The sequence below is a fragment of the Microvirga sp. 3-52 genome (genome assembly GCF_018383585.1).
In the GTDB taxonomy this organism is placed as follows: Bacteria; Pseudomonadota; Alphaproteobacteria; order Rhizobiales; family Beijerinckiaceae; genus Microvirga.
Genome location: NZ_JAHAMK010000003.1, coordinates 178,093 through 197,695 on the forward strand (window position 1 = coordinate 178,093; position 19,603 = coordinate 197,695).

Genomic DNA, 19,603 nt, shown 5'->3' on the forward strand with positions numbered 1-19,603 from the left:
GATCGGCAAGTGAGCAATGACTCCAGCGCATCAGCGGCCACGACTCTTCGAGCCCGTGACGATCCGGGGCCTTACCCTCAAGAACCGCGTGGTCATCTCGCCCATGTGTCAGCATTCGGCGGAGCAGGGATTAGCGGGATCTTGGCATCTGGTTCATCTCGGCAAGTTCGCATTGGGTGGGGCAGGGCTGATTTTTGTCGAGAGCACAGCCGTCGATCAGAGCGCGCGCATCGGCGTACGGGATGTCGGGCTGTGGGCAGACGAGCAGGTTGCCCCCTTCAAAGCCATCGTTGACTTCATCCACCAGAATGGCGCCGCCGTCGGCGTGCAACTGGCCCATGCGGGGCGAAAGGCTGGTTCGCAGGCTCTATGGGAGGGGGGGAGGGCGCTCACAATGGAGCAATTGCACGAGACCGGCGAGCCATGGCGACGGGTCGGACCGAGTGCCATTGCGGCTGGGCCGGAATGGTCCGTGCCGGATGCTTTGAGCTTGAACGACATCACTGAGGTCCGGCAGATGTTCGTTGATGCAGCCAAACGGGCGGACCGGGCTGGTTTCGACGTCCTGGAGCTGCATTTCGGCCACGGCTATCTCGTCGCCTCATTCCTCTCGCCGCAATCCAATCTTCGGGAGGATGAGTATGGTGGCTCGCGCGAGAACCGCATGCGACTCGGCCTTGAGATCGCCGCTGACGTGCGAGCCGTGTGGCCAGAGGAGAAGCCGCTCTTCGTGCGTATTTCAGCCGTCGACGGAACAGAAGACGGATGGGGCTTGGGCGATTCCGTTGTACTCGCGCGAGATCTCAAGACAATCGGAGTGGACGTGATCGATTGCTCCTCCGGCGGGCTCTCGGACGAAACCCGGAACATGAACGTTCCGCGCGGGGTGGGCTTTCAGGTTCCATTTTCGGAGCATATCCGCCATGAGGCAGACGTCAGGACCCAGGCGGTTGGCGTCATCCTCGATGGGCATCAGGCAGAAGCAATTCTCCAGGGCGGTAAGGCGGACCTGATCGCGATTGGTCGACAGGCGCTCTATGATCCGTACTGGCCCCACCATGCAGCTCACGCTCTCGGCCATGATCCCGGGTTCGAGCATTGGCCGATCCAGCATGGGCCCTGGCTCGCAAAGCGGGCGCCCCTCATGGAAAAACTCAAGTTCACCGATAACAGCGTCAAGAGCCTGACAGGCTCTGACCATTAGCTGGGAGAGACAAGACAATGACAGCCAAAGCCTTTGCGTCGACGGGGGACACGGCGGCGAAGACGGTGTCGTTTACGGAGATCGGGCCGGATCTGTACGCCTACACGGCCGAGGGCGATCCCAACTCCGGCATCATCGTGGGCGACGAGGGCTGCCTGGTCATCGATGCCCAGGCAACGCCCGCCATGGCCGAGGACGTGATCGCCCGCGTGCGAACCGTCACCGACAAGCCGATCCAGTACGTGGTGCTCTCGCACTACCACGCGGTGCGCGTGCTCGGCGCCTCGGCCTACCAGGCGCAGGGCATCATCGCGTCGAATGCCACCTACGATCTCATCGTCGAGCGCGGCGAGCAGGACAAGGCCTCCGAGATCGGCCGCTTCCCGCGCCTGTTCCGCGGCGAGAGCAGCATCCCGCCCGGCCTGACCTGGCCGACGCTGACCTTCGAGAGCGGCATGTCGGTGTTCTTAGGGAAACGCGAGGTCAAGCTGTTCCATCTGGGGGCCGGCCACACGGCGGGCGACATCGTCGCCTGGGTGCCGGATGCCGAGGTGATGTTCACCGGCGATCTGGTGGAGTACCACTCCGCCTGCTATTGCGGCGACGCTTACCTGCGCGAGTGGCCGCAGACGCTGGATGCGATCCTCGACTTCCAGCCCAGGGCGATCGCGCCGGGCCGGGGCGCCGCGCTGCAGGGCGAGCAGGCGGTGCGCGAGGCGGTGGCGATGACGCGCGACTTCGTCACCACCCTCTATGGAGCCGCGGAGTTGTCGGTGGCGCGGGGGCGCTCCCTGAAGGAGACCTTCGCCGCCACGCGCGCGGTGATGGATCCGAAGTTCGGCGACTTTGCCATCTACGAGCACTGCCTGCCGTTCAACGTCTCGCGCGCGTTTGACGAGGCTTCCGGCATCGACCACCCCGTCATCTGGACCGCCAAACGCGACCACGATATGTGGGCCGANTTCCGGCATCGACCACCCCGTCATCTGGACCGCCAAACGCGACCACGATATGTGGGCCGAACTCCAAGGCTAAATTCATGCGGCCCGAGCGAGAGGGGTAGCCTCCTCTCGTGCAAGGCACGCCACCAGCCGCTTTCCGCGTGCGTCCGGATCGAACGAGCCACTCGGAAAGGTGCCGTAGCATGACGCTTGCCCCGATGAGCGAAGTCCAGAGAAGGACCAGGGCATCGACGGCCATCGGCATTCTTTGGGGGCTGACTGCCGCCGCGGCCTGGACGGGCTACAATGTGGGATCAAGGCTCGGGAGGATGGACGGCCTCGCGCCAATGGACATGTCCATGCTCCGCTTCGGCGTTGCGGCTCTGCTGTTGCTGCCCTTGGTCCTGTCCCGCAGCAAGGCCTATGGACTTGGGTGGGGGCGCCTCTTCTCGCTCGCCGCCTTGGCCGGTCCCCTTTTCGGCCTTCTCATCAACACGGCTTTCGGACTTGCGCCCTTGTCTCATGCGGTCGTTCTGACTGCTGGTGCAACGATGATGAGTGCCAATGCTCTCGCGTGGTGGCTCGATGGCAAGCGGCCATCCATTCTTCGCTTGTTCGGTATGACGGTTCTCGTCGCAGGATTGCTGCTCATTGCATCCGCACAGTACGATCATACGCCTCAATCGTCGGCTCATGTCTGGCTCGGGGACCTGTGTTTTCTCTTGGCAGGATCGCTCTGGGGTACGTTCACCTATCTCTTCGGTCGCTGGAAGGTCGATCCGGTCGTCGGCATCGGCCAGGTTTCGATCCTGTCAGTGCTCGCTTTTCTTCCTTTCTTTCTGGTCTGGCACCACGACAGCGCAGTATCGTCGGATGTTTGGCTGGCTCAAGCATTCTTCCAAGGCATATTGGGTGGATGTCTGGCCCCTGTTGCTATCGCCAAGGCAGTCTCGCGCGTCGGCGCGGGAGAGGCCGCGCTCTTTCCCGCCTTGGTACCTTCAGGTGCACTCCTGCTTGCGATCCCACTCCTGAACGAGTGGCCGAGCTATTCGGAGTGCTTGGGAATCGTGATCTGCACGCTTGGCTTGCTCACGTCATTCGACCTCACACGTTTCTTGCGGCATAGATCTGTCTCAGAATGAGCAGACCGTCTCCGGTTGCCTAATCGGCCCGGCCGTGGGAGTGAAGGCATCCCACGGCCGTCGATGGCCTGGTTCTCTTATCGGCCGTTGATCCGGCGATCATCGCCAGGCTCGAAGCGTTTATCGCGATCCAGGCGACCTCCGTTATCGTCTAGGGAGTTAGCATCGTCCGCACCACGCCCACGGTCCCGTCGTACTTCAAGGAGATGATCTGCCCCGCGGGTACGTGTCCGGGTCTGGTGCTGATCCCGTGCCTGTTCTCTTGCCCGAGTGTCGGCCTTCCTGCCATCATCTGTCCCGCGGCCACGCCGCCCGCCATCGTCTGTGCGGGAACGGCCCTGATCGTCTCTGCCACGGCCCTGGCCGTGGCTGCCACCATCTCCGCCACGCCCCCCACGTCCCCCGCTATCGTCGCTGGAGCGCCCACCCCGGTCGTCACCACTCCGGCCGCTGAGGCCCCCGTTATCATTGCCCCCGCGACCTCCCCCGCTGTGATCGCCGCCCCTTGCTACCGCAGGCGACAATGTTGCGCTGACGACCAACGCCGGGGTGGCTGCCGTCAACGAGGCCAGGATCGTACTCAGCACCAGCATGCCCGCTCCATTCGTAGCTCGCTTCAACATCCTCTCTCTCCCTTCATCCGCTGCGCAATAAGCGCCGGTGAGAAGGCAGCATGGGTGAAGCAGGGCATGCGAACCTGATTGAGCCTGTCAGCGAAATATCAGGTTGGGCGTGTTATGCTGAGGAGCTTTGGAAGTTCCTATGATCCGGCGCCACCTCATCCTTCTGTTCTCAGCGACCTGGGCTTTTGTCGCGGTGGAGATCGGTTGCCCAGTGGCCACGTTTGCCAAGGATGGCGGGAGTGGTGGGAGCGACGGAGGAGGCCACGGTGGTGGAGGCAGCGGTCGCGGGGGCGGCGACAGCAGCGGCAGAGGCAGCGACGACAGCGGCTCTGGCCGAGGATCCAACGGGGGAGGTCAGGGGCGAGGCCGCGGAGGGGACGACGATGCAGGGCGAGGGCGCGCTCGGGGTCGTGGCGATGACGACATGTCGGCTCCGCGCGGATGGGGCAGCACCTCTTCCGAGAATGCTCGAGACGCCGTCTCGCAGGGTTGGGCGCTGGCCCTGAGCGCGGTGCTTCCAACCGTCTCGCGTGCTGTTCCGGGACAGGTCCTGGAGGTCGACCTCCGCCAGTCATGGGGCGGCGAGTGGCGCTATGAATTCCTGATTCTCACCCGGGATCGTCGCTATCAGGAGGTCGTGGTCGATGCCCGCAACAACCAAATCCTCCAGATCAGGAGACGCTGATGAGGGTTCTTCTCGTCGAGGACGAGCCTGCAATCGCCAGAGATATCCAGCATGCCTTGGCCGAAACCGGATATGTCGTAGACAGTGTCCGGGACGGAGAGAAAGGTTGGTTCCTCGCCTCGACCGAAGATTATGATGCTCTCATCCTGGATCTTGGTCTGCCAAAGCTCGACGGCCTGTCGGTCGTGCGACGGTTGAGGGAAGAGGCCAGCACAATTCCGATCCTCGTTCTGACAGCCCGGGGCTCCTGGCTGCAAAGGGTCGAGGGAATCGACGCCGGTGCCGACGACTATCTGACCAAGCCTTTCGAGATGGAGGAACTCCTTGCTCGATTGGCCGCCCTGCTGCGTCGGGTCGGGCGCCATGTCACTCCTCTTATCGAAGTTGGTGCTCTGCGCATCGATACGCGGCGGCTGCGGGTGATGCTCAATGGCAGGTCCATCGAGCTATCGCCCCTTGAATTTCGCTTGCTCAGGTATCTGGCTCATAACCGGGATCGCGTCGTCGCTCAAAGCGAACTCGTTGAACACGTTTATGGATCTGACGAGCCGGAGAGCAATGCGGTCGAGGCCCTGGTGGCTCGTCTTCGGCGCAAGGTCGGACCAGAAACGATCGGAACCCGACGCGGCCACGGCTATATCATGGAGACACCTGCGCCATGACCTGCAATTCCATCCGGCTGCGGCTGCTGATCGTTGCCATCACATCCATCGTCGTGACGATTGCGGTCGCAGGCGCTTCTCTCGTCGTATTCTTCGAGCGCCAAGTACTCCGGTATGTGGAGCAAGATCTCAATATTCACTGGACGGAGTTGGCCGCGGCCTTCGGGACGGAGGGAGCAGCCGGACTCAGCCAGAAGCTCACGGACCCGCGTTATCACCAACCCTATGGCGGAGCCTACTGGCAGGTCTCCGAGGGCGGGCACCCCCTCATGCGCTCGCGTTCGCTCTGGGACAAGGAACTCCCCCTGGCCAGGTCACGCGATGGAACCGAGCGCGACAAAGCATTCGAGACCGATGGACCTGACGGTTCAGAACTCTACGTGATCGAGCGTGAGGTCTCTGTCGATGGGGAGCAAGGCCCCCGCCGCGTCAGTCTTGCCGTTGCACTTGATCACGGACAGGTCGTCGAACTGCGCCAAGCCTTCGGATGGGACGTGACCCGGGTCCTCATCCCAATTGCCACCGTTCTTGTTCTCTTTGCCTGGCTTCAGCTCACGCTGGGGCTTCGTCCGTTGCGAGCCGTAGGACATGAGCTGAATGCAGTTCAGACCGGGCAGATCCGGCGCATGACCCAGCGCTTTCCCAACGAAGTGGCTCCTCTCGTCGACAGCATCAACAAGCTTCTCGATCGGCAGGAGGACCTTGTCCGCAAAGCTCGGGACCGTGCTGGCGCGTTGGCCCATGGGTTGAAGACGCCATTGACAATCCTCGGCGGCGAGATGCGTCGCCTTGAGCAAGCGGGCCTGCAGGATGCCGCAGGATGCATGCAGGAGCAGTTGGACTTGATCTACACGCACGTCGAGCGGGAGGTCGCGCGGGCCCGCACCAGTGGTGCATCGGTCGGATGCGGGGCCTATACGCAAGTCGACCAAACCATCGCTCGGCTCCTGAGACTGATGCAGCACATGCCGCGAGGCGACCGGCTGATTTGGCAGACCAGTATTCCCGCTGACTTAGCCGTTGACATGGATCCTCATGATTTTGGTGAGGTCATGGGAAATTTGCTCGACAACGCCCGAAAGTGGGCAAAGACCTGTGTCAACGTCCAGGTGGAGAGACTGGGCGATAAAGCTCGAATCGGCGTTGAAGACGATGGTCCCGGCTTCTCTTTCAACGCTCACGGAAAAAGACCCGAACGCGGCGTGCCAGGCCGGTCCGAACCGGGCTCAAGCGGGCTCGGTCTTGGCATCGTAGAGGACATTCTGGCTGAATACGGAACAAGCGTCGAGATTGAAGGCGAGGGACACTGCCGTATCGTGTTCGACATCCCCCTCTGTCGACCAGGGCAAGTTCAGGATGCAGCAAAGAGCGCACTGCAGTTGAGTTCGTAACAGGAGAACCCACGGATAGCCGGCGGTTCGAGCGAAACCCATGTTCCAGATGTTCTGAGTGTGTGGACTGAAACATTCCAGGAGGACACCATGACACGTCGCAGTGAAGCAATGCACCGTCTCGGTTTGCTGGCAGGAGCGTTCGTCCTGTCGATCGGCTCCGCAGGCGTTCTCACACCTGCCATGGGTGCAGGCGAGGGCGGGAGCTCGGGAGGCGGTGGCGGCAACGCCGGTGGCGGAGGTGATAGCGGTGGAAGCAACGGAAACTCCGGTCGGCAGGGTGGGCGCGGCAACGATGCCGGTTCACTCAACATGATGACCTGCCCGAGGGGTCAGATTTATAGCCAGAGATCTCGTCGATGCGTCCAGGTTCGAAGCGAGGTTCTGACGGACGAGGCGGTGACGGATTATGCCTTCGCCCTTGCACAAGCCGAGCGTTTCGATGAAGCCCTCGAGGTGCTCAACATGGTTCGAAACCCGGATACGCCAAAGGCGCTCAATTACCGCGGGTACATCACACGCAAGCTCGGACGAACGGATGAGGGTATCGGCTATTATCTCAAGTCCGTCGCCATGGATCCACAATATTCCCAGGTGCGGGAGTATCTGGGCGAAGCCTATGTTACCCAGGGCAAGCTCGATCTCGCGCGAGAGCAGTTGCAGATCATACAGACATTGTGTGGAACGGAATGCGAGGAATACCGCGACTTGTCCGAGGCTATAGAAGCCGCTCGTCGATAAGGCAATAGGAAGCTGAATAATCCTCCAATGCGGCGCATGTGCGAGCGCCGCATGTTAGGGACGATGACCATGATCAGGCTTCAGGCGCCGCTTTCTTTCGCGGCAAGGCTCATGTTGGCGTTCATCTTCATTATCGAGGGCTGGAGCAAGATCGGATATTACGAGGGTACGGTACAGTACATGGAAAACCATGGCGTACCGGGAATGCTTCTGCCACTCGTCATCCTAACAGAGCTGGGTGGCGGTCTGCTGATCGCGTGTGGCTTCCAAACACGCATGGCCGCGCTGGCCCTAGGGGTCTTCTGCGTTCTGACCGCCATCCTATTCCATAGGAACATCATGGATGTCAGTGAGTTCATTCACTTCAACAAGGATCTTGCAATTGCAGGCGGCTTTCTGCTTCTCGCCGCATTCGGGGCCGGTCGCTGGTCGATCGACGCATGGCAGTCACGCGCGCCTTCCTCGGATCTCATCCGAGATTAAAATCCGGTAGGCTATTGAAGAATACGGATCAAACGCCTTCACCATTGCACGTCCAATGACTCCTTTGAATCCCGCACGAGATCTGGATGCAGGGGATCGACACGAGTTCCTTTATAGGAAAGGGGACCGTCTCGCTTCAAAAGCTGCCGTCCGCCGGTGAGAGGATCACGCCCGACATCCAGATATGATCGAGATGGGTGACACTCTCAACCGAAGATCTTCAACGCAATACCCTCTTCGAGTTGGCCCACTCGTGTCGACAAGAGCTCAATCTCGAAAGAATTCTTTTACTTGAAGTGTCAGAATCGTAATGCATCGCCGACTGCAATAGATGTCGCGGTCTGGAATTATTATAATTATAATCTGTTACATTTATGAAGATGTGCAAATCTTGAATCGTTATAATTAAAACTTACATAGGTATTGCAGACTAGATATATTCTAATATTTAATTTTACTCTGGACTCGACTGCGCCCTGTAAGTAGAAGCTGCTCCCCAACACGATCGCCGCTGACGATCCGTATCTATTTCCAAAACCCGCCGATGCGCGGGCACGCGAGACGAAGGGGAGCTGACGTGGGCACACCTAAGACCATCACAATCGATGCATCCTCAGCCACAAGCGGCATCAACCTCGACACTTATTTCGAGGCCTATTACGCGGGGCTGCAGACGGGATCATCAAGCTATTACGGCGGTACAGAGGACGCAGCGCCCTTTGGCTATCAGAACGGAACTCAAGTCGGCTTCCGTTACAAGGACAATGCGGGAGCGGCCACCGCCAAGCAGGTCCTCGTCGAGGGTGAGGATCTCGCCTACGACTACGCCCATTACGGCTCGACCTATGGCCACGGGATCTCGGGCACCATCAACTCGGTTTCCTTCGGCACCAAGACGACGGCGCAGGCGGCCGGCGCAGCCGAGATGACGGGCATGATCGCGGAGCTGGTGATCTCGGGTTGGGATATCACCGCTGAGAAGGGCAGCGGCAATGTTCAGTCGAACCCGGTGTACAGCCTCTATAGCGCCCTGCGCCTGAACCCAATCGGGAGCAAGGATATCCTGATCGCAACCCTTCAGGAGAAGATGGACGCCTACGCCCAGAACATTCTCGGCTCCGGCTTCGACGACACCCTTGTGGCAGGTACGCACGACGACACGATTGACGGTGGAGCGGGCGACGACGTCTTCGTGCTTTCCGGCCTGCGGTCGTTCTACGGCATCGTCAAGAATCCGGACGGTAGCTTCAAGATCACCGATCTCCGTGGCGCGTCCTCCGAGGGCACAGACACGGTTCATAATGTGGAGAGCTTCCAGTTCGCCGACGGCCGGGTCGTGGCCGCGAACGTCGAAGGGGAAGGTGCAGCGCGGATCACCATCGACGCCTCGGGGTCCACGGGTGGACTGGATTTCGAAGCCTTCATCCGCGGGGGCTTCCTCTCGGACATCACGGCGAACGGCTTCCCTGTCTTCGACAACAGTCAGGCATTCTCGGGCGAGGAGATGTTCTTGAACTATGGCGCAACGCCAGACAAGAAGTACCTGTTGGCCCATGGTTCCAGCCTTTCCTATGACATGAACACGCACGTGGTCGGCGGCACAATCAACACGATCGAGTACGGGACGCGTGGCAGCGGATCGTTTGATTCCACGACGGGCTACTTCACAGGCGGCAGCACACAGCTCAGGATCGCCGGGCTCGAGATGTCGAGCAACACCAGACAGGGAATCGTGCAGCTCTTCACCGCCGCGCATATGAATGGCTCGAACTATAACGCGGCCTACCTCAAGGCCTATGCGGACGCTCTCGACGCCATCGGCCAGAACTATATCGGATCGGCCGGAAGCGACATGTTCGGAGGCGGGCAATTCGACGACGACATCGCGGGAAACGGCGGCAATGACATCCTCCGCGCCAGCCAGGGCAACGATACCATTGACGGCGGCGCGGACACCGACACGGTCGTCTTCGCCGGCAACAAGAACGACTACACCATCGCCAAGGTGAGCAGCGTCTACACGGTCAGCCACAAGAGCGGCAACGGCATTGCCATGGTGAAGAACGCTGAGTTTCTGCGGTTCAACGACGTCCAAATAGACACGGCGACGGGCGACGAATCAGTGGTCGGGCAGTCGCCCATCAACCTGGCCCTTGCGCCTGCGAGCGTGAAGGAGAATGCCGCGATAGGAACGCTCGTCGGCGTCCTCTCCGCCACAGACCCCGAAGGCAAGACCGTCTCGTACCGTCTCACAAACAATCCGGGTGACACGTTCGCCATCGAAGGCAACAAGCTTTACGTCAAAAACGGAGTCAATTTCGAAGCCTTCCCCTCTCGCACCATCACAGTCGAGGCGCGGGATGCAGATGGCAGCACCACGCTCAAGGATTTCGACGTCGCCATCGAGGACGTCAATGAAGCGCCGGAGGAGCTCTTCCTCTCGAACTCCTCTATCTCCGAGAAGGCCGAGGTCGGGACTCGGGTCGGCATGCTGTCTGCCGTTGATCCAGAGGGAGGAGCAGTCACCTACAGCCTGATTGGCAATCCCGGTGGGTACTTCAAGCTGACGAACGGCAAGCTCACTCTGGCGAAGTCGCTCGATTACGAGAAGAAGCAGAGCCACATCATTACCGTCGAAGCAAAGGACTCGACCGGCCAGTCGACGACACAGACGATCAAGATCGATGTCGGCGACGTCACGGAACCGAAGGTCGGAACGGATCGAAACGACATGCTGACCGGCAAGATCGGTCGGGACAAACTGTCCGGCGGCGCCGGCGCTGACAAGCTCTCCGGCATTGGTGGCAATGATTATCTCTATGGCGGCAGCGGGAACGATAAGCTGACGGGTGGTCAGGGAGCAGATGATCTCTGGGGAGGATCTGGCGCCGATACCTTCATCTTCAAGGCGATCAGGGAAACGACTGTCTCGGGCGCTGGGCGAGACACGATATTTGATTTTTCAATGAAGCAGAAAGACAAGATCGATCTCTCCGCTATCGATGCCAGAACGACGAAGGGCGGAAACCAAGCATTTTCTTTCATCGGGACGAAGGCGTTTGACGGAAAGGCCGGAGAGCTGCGCTACGAGAAAGCGAAGAGCGACACCTATATCTACGGTGACGTAAATGGCGATAAGGTCGCGGACTTCACGATCCACCTCGATGATCGGGTCAGCCTCTCAAAGAGCTACTTCATCCTTTAATCGCTGGAGGCCGGAGGCGAGCCATGCCTCCGGTCCTGCGATTGATCGCTCGTTCCCCGAAGGCTGCTTCTCCTGTGTTTTCACTTCGCCCTGGTCGTTTTGGACTACACCTGATCCTGGCCGCTCTCGCGAGCCTGACAGCGCCCGCCGAGGCGCAGGAGATGATGCCGGGCGACGATACGACAATCGACCTTGACGCCATCACTGTCACAGCAACCAAAGCGGGTGAGCGTGTATACGAATCCTTGTCGCCATCGAGCGTCATCGGTCGCGAACGGATTGAAACTCAGATTCAGCCGAGCAGCACGGCTGATGTCTTGCGACTGATTCCAAGCGTGACGACCCAGTCGGCTCCAGGGGATCCCGGCATAGGCGTCAACGTCCGCGGGCTCCAGGATTTCGGCCGCGTAAACGTTCTTGTCGATGGAGCGCGGCAGAATTTCCAGCGCGAAGGCCATTCCGCCAAAGGAACTTTCTATTTTGACCCCGAGATGATGAAGTCTGTCGATGTGACTCGTGGGCCGACCTCGTCGATTTACGGATCGGGCGCCATCGGCGGCGTCGTGAGCTTCACGACAATCGATGCGGGCGACGTTCTGCCTGATGGAACCCATGTCGGCGGACGGATCAAGGGAACTTGGGAAACGAACGGAAACACCCCGCTTCTTCATGGAGAGATCGCCGCGCGCCCAAGCGATATGTTCGATCTCCTCGGGGCTGCAACCTGGCGCGATGCCGGGGATTACAGATCAGGGGATGGAGCCCCGAGCGACTATACAGCGCAGGATCTTCTCTCCGGACTGGTCAAGACCCGGATTCGGCCGTCGTCCGATCAAGAACTGACGCTATCGGCGTTGCGGATTACGAACGACTTTGAAAACGGCCTTTCGACCCTCTATCGGACGCAGGCTGTGGCCGACACCTTCACGGCAGGATACCGGTGGACTCCGTACTCTTCCGTTTGGGACTTGAGCGCCAAGGTCTATTTCAGCGGTACGAACGTGAAGCAAACCACCTTGGAGGGTATCACAGCGGGAGCTGCCAAGACCTTCGACATCGGCACGATCGGGTTCGATCTCTTTAACACGTCTAAGTTCGATACCGGATCGTTCCAGCACGAGCTAACCTATGGTGGCGATTTGTTTAACGACAATGTCGAAACGAAAGATCCCTTTGGGAACAGCGACCAGCTCACCCCTTCGGGGGAACGCCTCGTCTATGGCGCATTCCTTCAAGACCGCGTCGTATTTTCCGAATGGCTCGAAGTCATCGGCGCCCTGCGATACGACTTCTATCGTCTGACAGGCGTCGATATCGAGAATGAAGGCAGTCGCCTTTCACCCAAAATCACAGTCGGGATCACGCCCTGGCAGCCTGTCACCTTCTATGCGAGCTATTCCGAGGGCTATCGGGCTCCTGCATTGACCGAAACCCTGATTGACGGGTTCCATCCGCCGCCACTCAGCGCCGGACGTTTCTTTCCCAATCCCGATCTGAAGCCTGAGATTGCTCATAACATTGAGGGTGGGGTCAATCTGCGTTTCGATAATCTTATCGCCGAAGAGGATCGGTTGCGCATGAAAATCGGCATCTTCCACAATCGCGTGGATGACTATATCGAACAGGTTTTCACGCGCTTTCCGATTCCGGGAGGCTATCAGTATCGGAATATCGCCGAGGCAGTTATCGGAGGTGTTGAAGCCGAGGGAATCTACGATGCTGGCTCCTATTTCATCGGCATCGCGGGCCACATTCTTCGTGGCAGGAATAGCCGAACCAATGAAGATCTCGTCAAAGTGCCACCGAACCGCCTGACAGGAACCATCGGTTTTCGCGACTATGATGGACGGCTTGAGTTCGGCACCCGTGTGTCCTTTGTCGGGGCCAAGGATCGGGCGGAGGATTTCGGCTTCGTTGGTGATCCTTATGTCGTCGTCGACCTCTTCGCCAACTGGAAGGTTAACGAGCGGGCGACGACCGGCCTCGTGATCGAGAACCTATTCGATCGACAGTATACCGAGTACCTGAATGGGAATCCAAGTCCGGGTTTTAACGCGAAGGCGTCTCTGTCTGTCAAACTGTATTGAAACCGGAGAAGAGATAAATCACCCGTGGGATGTACCACGCTGCTTTGAGGAGGCAGGCATGACAATTACTATCAGGTTGACCGCGAGCAGCTCAAACAAAGGCGTGAGCTTCAATAGCTATATGAAAAGCTATTTCAAGGACTTTTCATTTGAAGGATGGCCTTACATTCTCGGTGGTGCGGGAGAGTTCAAAGGGACCCAGCTTGTTCTGCTCGATAATATGCACGGTCCAAATACCAAGACCGTCGTTCTCGACGGCCGCTCGATTTCCTATGATCTTGCGAAGCATGTCGTTAGTGGATCCGTAACCGCGGTGCGCCTGGGTACCCTCGGGAACAGCTACAAGGACTCGGGCGAGTTCACTGAGGATCCCGCAGGGCGGATCACGAACATCTCGGCGCAGGTGCAGATCTCCGGATTGGCGATTGCCGGCACGGAATTCCACTCGTTGGTCTCTGGCCTCATGGGTAGAGTCAGTTCAGGCCGGAAAGCCAATCCGGCAATCCTCAATGCGGCGCTTGCCGATGAAGCTCAGAACCTTATCGGGTCAAGCGGCAGCGATACGTATACCGGGACCCGCTTCAGTGATCGGATCACAGGCAATGCTGGAAATGACGTTCTTCTGGGGGGCAATGGCAACGACCGCATCAAAGGCGGCGCCGGTAGTGACAAACTAACAGGTGGGGCTGGAGCTGATGACCTCTGGGGTGGAGAAGGAACAGATACCTTCATTTTCAAGTCTGTCGGGGATTCGACCGTCAAGAGTTCTGGCCGGGACTCGATCTTCGATTTCTCCATCCAACAGAAGGACAAGATCCACCTGTCATCGATTGACGCCAATGCACTCAAAGGAGGAAATCAAGCCTTCGAGTTCATTGGCACTCGGGCCTTCAGCGGAGAGACCGGAGAATTGCAATACAGGAAAGCAGCCAGTGACACCTATGTCTCCGGTGATGTGAATGGCGATAAGATTGCCGATTTCACAATCCATTTCGACGATGCCATCGATTTCAGCCAGAGCTACTTCGTCCTGTAAGGTGCTGTCGTCGGTGGAAGGCGCCGAAGGCCAATGCCTCTCTCGAACGCCTTGCGTGGCATGCACAGTCCAAAATCCTCATTTGATCGGCATCGTGGGCTAAGGAGTGAGTTCTTCATCGACGGTGTCAGTCGCAATACGAATGTGGGACATTATTCTTGGACATGCAGGGCCGTGTGACAGCCCGGCCAAGTGCACGGGGCTCAGATCAACCCATGGCTAGAAGCGACTGTTCGGTGAACGCCGGGACATGCTTGCATCTGTATCAAAGGTTGGATGTCATTATTCCATCCACTGAGATTTCATTCCGGTAGGAATGAATGAGCGAAAGAGCTATCATCCCTTGAACACAAGGGTTCAGCTGTGTACCAGTCCTGGGACGGCGCCAGTGTTTTCGACATCTGGATCGACGCCGCCATGGCGTCGGATGGTCGAACTGACTCTGAACCATCCATTGTCTTTCCGGACAAGGACATCCTCTTCACCGCCGATTTCAGGAAATCCGGAACCGACCTGCTGCTGACGAGGCAGGAGACAACGGCCGTGATCCTCGACTATTTCAGGGGTGATCGGCGTTTGAACATCACGACACCGGAGGGCGCGAGCCTTTCAGCAGAGACCGTCGAGGCGCTGGCCGGCTCCGATCCGCAAGGACAATATGCCCAGCTCTCAGGGACAGTTGCGGTTCGTTCTCCGATCGGTCGGGTCGAGAAGGTATCAGGAACGGCAACCGTCCAGCGAAATGGGGTATCGGTCGACCTGCAGGTCGGCGACATGGTCGCCAAAGGGGACGTCCTCCAAACGGGGGCAAGCTCCTCTTTGTCGATCAAGTTCAATGACGGAACAGTCTTCAGCCTGTCTGCCAGCGCCCGAATGGTGCTGAACGACATGGTCTATGCTGCGGATTCGAGTTCGAATTCTGCGCTGTTCACCCTCGTTCAAGGCCTCATCGGGTTTGTCGCAGGTCGGATCGCCAAGACGGGCGATCTCAAGGTCGATACCCCTGTCGCCACCATGGCAATCAGAGGCACGGCCGTGCAAGCGGAGATCGCAGCTTTCAACGGCGCTACGCGGTTCTCGCTTCTCACCGAGCCGGATGGAACTGTTGGCTCGTTTCTGCTGCTGGACAAGAGCAACCCGTCTCGTGTGATTGGCTCGATGTCGGATGCGCGTACCTCGACGCTTCTGACTCCCGTGGCCGGCTCTGAACCCCGCATCACGCAGATCATGAAGACCGGCGACGATATTCGCGGCGAAAGCGATTTTGTCCGGGATCTCTTCCAGGTGTTTGCCCCCGAGCCTCGCCAGAGGAGGGGAAGCAGTGATTTTGAAGATGCGCCGATCATTCCGGCGAACTTGCCTCAGCCTGTCGACACGCCCGATCCATCACAATTCGCCATCGTCATTCCTGGGGGCGCGGGACGCACGTTGTTCCCCAGCCTAGCCCTTCCGGAGCTCACATTCGCGCCTGCTCCGATCCTTGGCAGGGCTATCGAGGATGGACCGCTCGCGCGGCTCGATGCGGTACCGGGTAGTCTCACGTTGGAGGACGCGGCGCTGCCATTCGTGATCGTGCCGGCCTTGTTGCCGCCAGGCGTAAGATATCTCGATGGGGCGCGAAGCTTTGCCCTGAATCCTTCGCATCCGGCCTATCAGCATCTGGGGAAAGGAGAGACTGAGACCGTTACTGTCGATTATGCATTGATGAGCGATGATGGCATCCGCATTCCGGCTTCGATCTCCTGGACCATCGCCGGCCGGAACGACGCTCCCGTTGCAATAAATGATCGCATCGGGAACATGGACGAGAGCGGGCGCCGGATCCTGACCGTGCGCGCCAACGACCGCGACGTGGATGGCGATGCTGTCAGTATCGTTCGCTGGACGTCCCCGCTCGAAGGCATCGTCTTTCGCAACTCGTCGGGGGATCTGGTTTTCGATCCCGGTCGTGAATTCCAGGCTCTGAGCGCCGGCGACACGGCAACAGTGAGCTTCGCCTACACGATTTCCGATGGCAGGGGAGGGACCGATACTGCGAATGTCACGTTGCAGGTCCGCGGCACGGGGACGTTCTCCTCGCCTAACAAGTCCGCTTTGAGCAGTGGAGTTCTCGGGTTCAACGACCAGTTGGTCTCGCTCACCCTCGAGGCACCCTCGGCGACAACAACTGAAGCGGCAAGCCTCGATCTGCTCATTGGTCTTGGTCCGGTTCTCCAGCCGCAGATGAACATCCTTTACCTCGTCGATATTTCAGGCAGCACATCGGACCAGTTTGAAGGAACGCCGGTCGGAGATCTCAACAATGACGGACAGTCCAATACCATTCTCGATGCAGAGATCGCGAGCTTGATCGCACTGACCGACCGGATCAGAGGGCTGGGATTCTCCCCCGCCGATGTCACGGTTACGGTGATTCCCTTCAACGGCAGCGCCGATCCGGCCGAGGCTTCGGCAGGGGGCATCGTGAATGCGGCGACATTCAGTCTTGGAGCCGTGGGCGAAGAGGCTGTCGCGAACCACCTGAGAGGGCTGAATGCCGGGGGGGAAACGAACTTCGCCGACGCCTTGCGGGCGGCCAATGACAGATTGCTGGGCCTGGATCAGGGAGGAGAGAAGAACTTCCTGTATTTCCTTTCGGACGGCAACGGACAGGGCCCGATCGATGCCGAACTCGCGACGCTGAACGAAGTCTATGAAGCGAAGATCACCGCTCTCGGCGTTGGTGGGAATGCAAGCCTTTCTCAGCTCAATGGCATCGATAATACGGCTGGAGCCTCACTTCTGACCTCCCCGGATCAGATCGACATCTCCGTGCTCGGAACTCCGCTTCCGGGCGGTACGATCGCCGATCTCGACATCTTCGTAAACGGGGCTGAAATCCTCGAGATTGGACCAGAGGATCTCGTCTCGACGCCCAGCGGACTTGCACTCGATGGGTCCGCTAGCGGCCTGAGAAGACTTGTCGGCGATAGCAATACCGTTTCGGCGACCGTGACCTTCGCGAGCGGGGAGGTTCTTACGACGGAACTGACCATCGCAGGCGCGTTACCGCGCTCAACAGACTTCATCCTGTGAGAGCGCGATGCTCCACTCACCGAATGTTTTGAACTCGTTCCGTAAGTGTCGTGGCCGGCGAGAGAAGCGATTGCAACTCCTGGCGGTCAACGCAGCAGTCGCCGCTGCATGGACATGCAGCGCAGCGGAATCATCCTTGTGATCGCCCTTCTGAAAAGGCTGCGCCGCTTCGGAATCGGACGGATTGTCGGTCTCCTGCTTCTCGTTAGTCTTCTTGCGGTGCGCGTCTGGGACCCTGGGCCGATCGAAGCCCTCCGCCAAAAGTCCTTCGACATCTATCAGCTCGTGTATCCGCGCACTGAGCGCCAGGATCTCGTCGCCATCGTGGATATCGACGAGCGGAGCCTGCTGGCTCTGGGGCAATGGCCGTGGCCACGCACCGTCGTGGCGGACATGGTCTCGAAGCTCACTGAGCTTGGCGCCACGGTCATCGGCTTCGACGTGCTTTTCCCGGAGCCGGATCGTAGTTCTCCGGAGGTTGCCGCTACGACCTTCCGAGGGTTGGATGATGCCACAAAGGAGAGGCTGCAACGGCTTCCCGGCAACGATGCCGTCTTCGCCAATGCCATGCGGGCTTCCAGGGTTGTCCTCGGACAATCCGGCTACCGCGTCTCGGGCACGGCGGCGATGATGCGGCCGGCGACTCAGGCGCCCATCGCCACTCTTGGTCCGGATCCTCGCTCTTTCCTGGTCGACTTTCCGCACCTGCTGCGGAATCTGCCGGTTCTGGACGATGCAGCTCAGGGGCACGGCCTTTTTTCGATCACCCCCGAGGGAGACGGCACTGTCCGCCGCATCCCTGTCGTGGCAGTGGCTCACCGAACAGTGGTCCCGTCGCTGTCTCTTGAGATGCTCCGCGTGGCCACCGGGGCAGGGGGCATTCTCATCAAGACGGATCCGAGCGGTGTGCGCAGCGTCAGCGTGCATGATTTTGAGATTCCGACCGATGGCAAGGGGAGGATCTGGATTCATTTTTCGGCCCCCGATCTGAGCAGGTACATTTCCGCCGTCGATCTCTTGCAGGGCCGAGTTCCCGCCGATCGTATCGCCGGAAAGATGGTGCTGATCGGGACCTCCGCCGCCGGGCTTCTCGATCTCAAGGTCACCCCGATTCATCCGGCCCTTCCCGGGGTCGAACTCCACGCTCAACTTCTCGAGAGCGCCCTTACGAGGTCGACCCTCAGCCGACCGAGCTACACGGCCTTCGCCGAGATCCTGCTGGCCGCGCTGCTGAGCCTGATCGTCATCGCGCTGGCCCCCAAGGTGAGTGCGGGGCCGCTCTTTCTGCTCGGCGGCACGATCGCCGCTCTCACCTTGAGCCTGTCCTGGTACGGCTTCTCGTATCTCGATCTTCTGATCGACTACACCTTCCCGCTGACCTCGAGCTTCCTTGTTTATGCGGTCTTGATCTGCACGAACTACATGACCGTGTCCGCGGACCGACGCTGGATCAGATCGGCTTTCAGCCAGTATCTCTCTCCCGATCTCATCGAACAGCTGGCCCATTCGCCCGAGAAGCTGACCCTGGGCGGAGAGCAGCGGGAGCTGACCGTATTGTTCTCTGACATCCGTGGGTTCACGGCCATTTCGGAATCGTACAAGGACGACCCGCAGGGACTGACCGCTCTGATCAATCGCCTCTTCACGCCACTGACCGAAGATATCGTGAAGCATCATGGAACGATCGACAAATACATGGGCGACGCGATCATGGCGTTCTGGAACGCGCCGCTCACCGATCCCTCTCATGAAGCGAATGCCTGCGAGGCCGCGCTCACGATGCAGGAGAGCCTCAAGGAGCTCAATGAGCAACGCCGGCGGGAGACCGAGGACGGGCGGTTGGCGACGCCTCTCCGGATCGGGATCGGTTTGAACACGGGTCTCTGCGTCGTCGGCAACTTCGGCTCCGACCTGCACTTCAATTATTCGGTCCTGGGAGATACGGTCAATCTTGCGTCCCGCCTGGAGGGGCTGACGAAGGAATACGGCGTTGCCGTCATCATCGGCGAGAAGACCGCTCAGGCGATCCGCTCCCAATTCGCCGTTCTCGAGCTTGATCATCTGCAGGTCCGGGGCAAGCAGGAGCCCGAACGCATTTTCGCGCTGCTGGGACGCGCGGACATGGCCTCGGACCCCGATTTCATCGAGCTGTTGGAACGGAACGAGGCCATGCTCGCGGCCTATCGACGCCGGGAATGGTCGCAGGCTCTTGAGATGATCCTCCTCTGCCGGGAGGCGGGCAAGGATTTCGGGCTCGACGATTACTACGATTCCTACATTCAGCGGATCCGCCACCAGATCGATTCCTCGGCGTCATCCAAGTGACCG

Annotated in this window: 12 protein-coding genes and 1 pseudogene; all 13 read left to right on the forward strand. The window is 59.4% G+C overall.

Features of this window, described 5'->3' with window-relative positions:
- The first annotated feature begins 16 nt into the window (after positions 1-16).
- Positions 17-1,204: an NADH:flavin oxidoreductase/NADH oxidase gene (locus KHP60_RS04265; protein WP_213562329.1), complete on the forward strand. Its 1,188-nt coding sequence runs from the start codon at positions 17-19 to the stop codon at positions 1,202-1,204.
- 17 nt (positions 1,205-1,221) lie between these two features.
- Positions 1,222-2,172, forward strand: a pseudogene (locus KHP60_RS04270) (MBL fold metallo-hydrolase); the annotation flags it as partial.
- A gap of 176 nt (positions 2,173-2,348) precedes the next feature.
- Complete coding sequence (locus KHP60_RS04275) at positions 2,349-3,287, forward strand: DMT family transporter (protein ID WP_213562330.1); 939 nt, start codon at positions 2,349-2,351, stop codon at positions 3,285-3,287.
- A 1,047-nt stretch (positions 3,288-4,334) separates the two neighbouring features.
- Complete coding sequence (locus tag KHP60_RS04280; RefSeq protein ID WP_213562331.1) at positions 4,335-4,595, forward strand: PepSY domain-containing protein; 261 nt, start codon at positions 4,335-4,337, stop codon at positions 4,593-4,595.
- The gene (locus KHP60_RS04285) at positions 4,595-5,257 is read left to right on the forward strand and encodes a response regulator transcription factor (protein ID WP_213562332.1); all 663 of its coding nucleotides are present in this window, start codon (positions 4,595-4,597) and stop codon (positions 5,255-5,257) included. Before KHP60_RS04280 ends, KHP60_RS04285 begins: the two co-directional genes overlap by 1 nt.
- Before the next feature lie 53 nt (positions 5,258-5,310).
- Positions 5,311-6,648, forward strand: coding sequence for a HAMP domain-containing sensor histidine kinase (locus KHP60_RS25615; RefSeq protein WP_213562333.1), 1,338 nt, complete (start codon positions 5,311-5,313; stop codon positions 6,646-6,648).
- A gap of 90 nt (positions 6,649-6,738) precedes the next feature.
- On the forward strand, positions 6,739-7,389 hold the full coding sequence (locus tag KHP60_RS04295) for a tetratricopeptide repeat protein (RefSeq protein WP_213562334.1): 651 nt from the start codon (positions 6,739-6,741) through the stop codon (positions 7,387-7,389).
- A 69-nt stretch (positions 7,390-7,458) separates the two neighbouring features.
- A complete protein-coding gene (locus KHP60_RS04300; RefSeq protein ID WP_213562335.1) occupies positions 7,459-7,872 on the forward strand; it encodes a DoxX family protein in 414 nt (137 codons plus the stop codon).
- A gap of 577 nt (positions 7,873-8,449) precedes the next feature.
- Positions 8,450-11,077, forward strand: a complete 2,628-nt coding sequence (locus tag KHP60_RS25620) for a cadherin domain-containing protein (RefSeq protein ID WP_213562336.1) — start codon at positions 8,450-8,452, stop codon at positions 11,075-11,077.
- 23 nt (positions 11,078-11,100) lie between these two features.
- On the forward strand, positions 11,101-13,164 hold the full coding sequence (locus KHP60_RS04310; protein WP_213562337.1) for a TonB-dependent hemoglobin/transferrin/lactoferrin family receptor: 2,064 nt from the start codon (positions 11,101-11,103) through the stop codon (positions 13,162-13,164).
- A gap of 58 nt (positions 13,165-13,222) precedes the next feature.
- On the forward strand, positions 13,223-14,200 hold the full coding sequence (locus KHP60_RS04315; protein WP_213562338.1) for a calcium-binding protein: 978 nt from the start codon (positions 13,223-13,225) through the stop codon (positions 14,198-14,200).
- A 363-nt stretch (positions 14,201-14,563) separates the two neighbouring features.
- The gene (locus KHP60_RS04320) at positions 14,564-17,275 is read left to right on the forward strand and encodes an Ig-like domain-containing protein (protein ID WP_213562339.1); all 2,712 of its coding nucleotides are present in this window, start codon (positions 14,564-14,566) and stop codon (positions 17,273-17,275) included.
- A 108-nt stretch (positions 17,276-17,383) separates the two neighbouring features.
- Positions 17,384-19,600, forward strand: coding sequence for a CHASE2 domain-containing protein (locus KHP60_RS04325; RefSeq protein WP_249688486.1), 2,217 nt, complete (start codon positions 17,384-17,386; stop codon positions 19,598-19,600).
- Positions 19,601-19,603 lie beyond the last annotated feature (3 nt).

What these genes read in the sequence shown, in the direction of transcription:
- KHP60_RS04325 (WP_249688486.1), top strand. Translation starts at nt 17,384, where the DNA reads ATGGACATGCAGCGCAGCGGAATCATCCTTGTGATCGCCCTTCTGAAA.
- KHP60_RS04295 (WP_213562334.1), top strand. Translation starts at nt 6,739, where the DNA reads ATGACACGTCGCAGTGAAGCAATGCACCGTCTCGGTTTGCTGGCAGGA.
- KHP60_RS04275 (WP_213562330.1), top strand. Translation starts at nt 2,349, where the DNA reads ATGACGCTTGCCCCGATGAGCGAAGTCCAGAGAAGGACCAGGGCATCG.
- KHP60_RS04315 (WP_213562338.1), top strand. Translation starts at nt 13,223, where the DNA reads ATGACAATTACTATCAGGTTGACCGCGAGCAGCTCAAACAAAGGCGTG.
- KHP60_RS04265 (WP_213562329.1), top strand. Translation starts at nt 17, where the DNA reads ATGACTCCAGCGCATCAGCGGCCACGACTCTTCGAGCCCGTGACGATC.
- KHP60_RS04280 (WP_213562331.1), top strand. Translation starts at nt 4,335, where the DNA reads ATGTCGGCTCCGCGCGGATGGGGCAGCACCTCTTCCGAGAATGCTCGA.
- KHP60_RS04310 (WP_213562337.1), top strand. Translation starts at nt 11,101, where the DNA reads ATGCCTCCGGTCCTGCGATTGATCGCTCGTTCCCCGAAGGCTGCTTCT.
- KHP60_RS04300 (WP_213562335.1), top strand. Translation starts at nt 7,459, where the DNA reads ATGATCAGGCTTCAGGCGCCGCTTTCTTTCGCGGCAAGGCTCATGTTG.
- KHP60_RS04285 (WP_213562332.1), top strand. Translation starts at nt 4,595, where the DNA reads ATGAGGGTTCTTCTCGTCGAGGACGAGCCTGCAATCGCCAGAGATATC.